General features: G+C 75.1%; 2 protein-coding genes. Both read right to left on the bottom strand.

Annotated elements, in window-relative coordinates; genetic code table 11:
* Positions 1 to 1267: NUDIX hydrolase (locus tag HW445_RS24960; RefSeq protein ID WP_180223180.1), on the bottom strand; the 1267-nt coding region annotated here is incomplete at its 3' end.
* A 116-nt stretch (positions 1268 to 1383) separates the two neighbouring features.
* A partial coding sequence (locus HW445_RS24965) for an acyl-CoA carboxylase subunit beta (protein ID WP_306673357.1) occupies positions 1384 to 2897 on the bottom strand: 1514 nt, incomplete at its 5' end.

A 2897-nucleotide genomic window follows, 5' to 3' on the forward strand; every position in this document is an offset into this window, starting at 1 on the left:
GCAGCGCCCAGTCGGAGTCCCGGTCGGAGTCCCGGTCGGAGTCCCGGTCGGAGTCCCGGTCCTCGTCCCGGACCTGGTACCGGCCCCGGTCCTGGTCCTGTGCCGCCGGCACCAGTACCACGCGGCCCGCGGGGTCGGTGAGCAGCACGGCCGCGGCCGTGAACGCCTTGGCCCGCACCGCGCGGCCGTCCGCGTGCGCCGCGGTGTCCAGCTCCTCGGCGGAGGCGGAGGAGAAGCCGGGCGGCGGCCGTCGGGACACGGGGACGCCCACCGGGGAACCGGGCTGGGGGAGACCTCCCTCGAGATGCGCGACCGTCCCCGCGGCCAGCGCCCGCAACCCGTACCGGAGACGGTTGCCGATCTGGACCGGGAGCAGGGCGAGCGCCTCGTCCGGAGGGAGCCAGTGCACGGCGACGATCTCACCGTCCGGGAACCCGATCGACGCCGCCTGCTCGTCGCTCAGCGGTCCGACCGTGAAGACGTGGACGTCCAGGGCCCGCCCGTAACTGCGGGCCGGGGTGCTGTCCACGGCGACCAGCCGGCCCACCGGCACATCCGTCAGTCCCAGCTCCTCCGCCAGTTCCCGGGCCGCGCCCCGGCGCGGCGACTCCTGCGCGTGGACCATCCCGCCGGGCAGGCCGTAGGGGGATCCGCCACCGTGGTCGTAGGAGTGCTCGGCCACCAGCACCCGGCCCCGCCCGTCGGTGATCAGGGCGGCCGCCGCCATCATCGGTGACGGCAGCAGCGCGAAGTGGTCCCGCAGGTCCACCGGCACGGCCCGGCCCTGGCGCAACTGCGCGGTGTACGAGCCCAGTGACGCCCGCAGCGCGGCCGCCACCCGGGGGCGCAGCGGCTCCGGCAGCCTGCTCAGCGCCTCCCGCTCGGGCACGTACTCGGCGGCGCGCAACTCCTCGCGCTGCAGGGAGAGTTCCTCCAGCGGCAGCGGGCCGCGCGGGTGCACCGCGTAGACACAGGCGACCTGGGAGCGGCCGTACACCTCCTTGGGCATGCTGTCGACCGCCAGCAGCCGCCCGACACGCGCGCCCCGGATGCCGAGCTCCTCGTGCAGCTCGCGCTCCAGGGCCGCCACCGGTTCCTCGTCGTCGACCATGCCGCCGGGCAGGTCCCAGCCCTCCTTGTAGGACGGGTCGACCAGCAGGATGCGACCGGCCTCGTCGCGGATCAGCGCGTCCGCCGCCATCACCGGCGCGGGGTGTACGGCCAGATATGCCGAGAGGTCGGCCGGATCGGCCGCGGGCTGGGTCACCGCCACGGAGAATCCTCCACCGGACGCCGCATACCGCCTCCTCGCTTCGAACGAATGTGTGCTCACCTGGAGCAACGAGAGGAGTGACCGTGCGTAACGGCTGGTTTCGGACGTTCTCACCGGGGCTCGGCGAAGCGTGTCCCCCCGGCCGTCTCCCGGCCGACCGGCCCCGGACCGGCCGCCTCGTCTCCGGCCGCGTCCTGGCCGTCGAGCGCCGCGACGATCCAGGACCGCGAGTCGGCCGGGTCGATCACCGCGTCGATCTCCAGCGCGGCCGCCGCGTTCACCGCCTTGCCCTGCTCGTGGAGTTCGGCCACCCGCGCCTCGAAGGCCCTCGCCCGCTCGGCCGGGTCCGCGATCGCCTCCAGCTCCCGCCGGAAGCCCAGCCGGACCGCCCCCTCCAGGCCCATCCCGCCGAACTCCCCGCTCGGCCAGGCCGCGGTCGCCACCGGAGCCCGGGTGGAGCCGCCCAGCATCGCCATCGCGCCCAGCCCGTACGCCTTGCGCAGCACCAGACCCACCAACGGCACCCGCAGGCGGGCGCCGACGACGAACAGCCGTGAGAAGTGCCGCACGGTGGCGGTGCGTTCGGCGTCGGGACCGACCATGAACCCCGGGGTGTCGCAGAGGGACACGACGGGCAGCCCGAAGGCGTCGCACAACTGGAGGAAACCGGCCGCCTTGTCGGCCGCGTCGCGGTCGATCGCGCCGCCCAGGTGGCCCGGGTTGCTCGCCAGGAGCCCCAGCGGCCGTCCCTCCACCCGCACCAGGCAGGTCAGGATCCCCACCCCGTACCCCGGTCGCAGCTCCAGCACCGAACCGGTGTCCGCCAGACCGCGCACCGCCGCACGGACGTCGTAGGCCCGGCGCCGGTTCTCCGGCACCACCCGTCGCAGCACCCGGGCGTCCGGGGCCTCCCAGTCGTCGACCGGACCCCGGAAGTACGACAGGTAGCGGCGGGCGGTCCGGACCGCCTCCGCCTCGTCGGCGACCGCGACGTCGACCACCCCGTTCGGCACCTGGACCGAGAGCGGACCGACCTCCTCGGGACGGTACCTCCCGAGTCCGCCGCCCTCGATCATCGCCGGGCCGCCCATGCCGATGGTGGCCTCCGGCGTCGCGATCACCACGTCGCAGCAGCCCAGCAGCGCCGCGTTCCCGGCGAAGCAGCGGCCCGAGGCGATGCCCACCAGGGGCACCCGGCCGCTGAGCCGGCCCATGCTGTGGAACGTGGTCACGTTCAGGCCCGCCACCGCCGTCGAGTCGGTGTCCCCCGGCCGCCCGCCGCCGCCCTCGGCGAACAGGACGACGGGCAGCCGCCGCCGGCCGGCCAGCTCCAGCATGCGGTCCGTCTTGTGGTGGTTGTTCATGCCCTGCGTGCCGGCCAGCACCGTGTAGTCGTACGACATCACCACGCACGTCCGGCCGTCGATCCGCCCGGTGCCGGTCACCATGCCGTCCGCCGGGGTGGAGCGGACCAGGTCGTCCAGGGTGCGCCGCCGCCGCTGGGCGGCCAGGGCCAGCGCGCCGAACTCGGCGAAGGTGCCCTCGTCGCACAGGTCGGCGACGTTCTCGCGGGCCGTCCTGCGCCCCTGCGCGTGCCGCTTCGCCACCGCCCCGGGCCGGTTCT

The organism is Streptomyces sp. UH6 (assembly GCF_013421635.1).
In the GTDB taxonomy this organism is placed as follows: Bacteria; Actinomycetota; Actinomycetes; order Streptomycetales; family Streptomycetaceae; genus Streptomyces; species Streptomyces abyssomicinicus.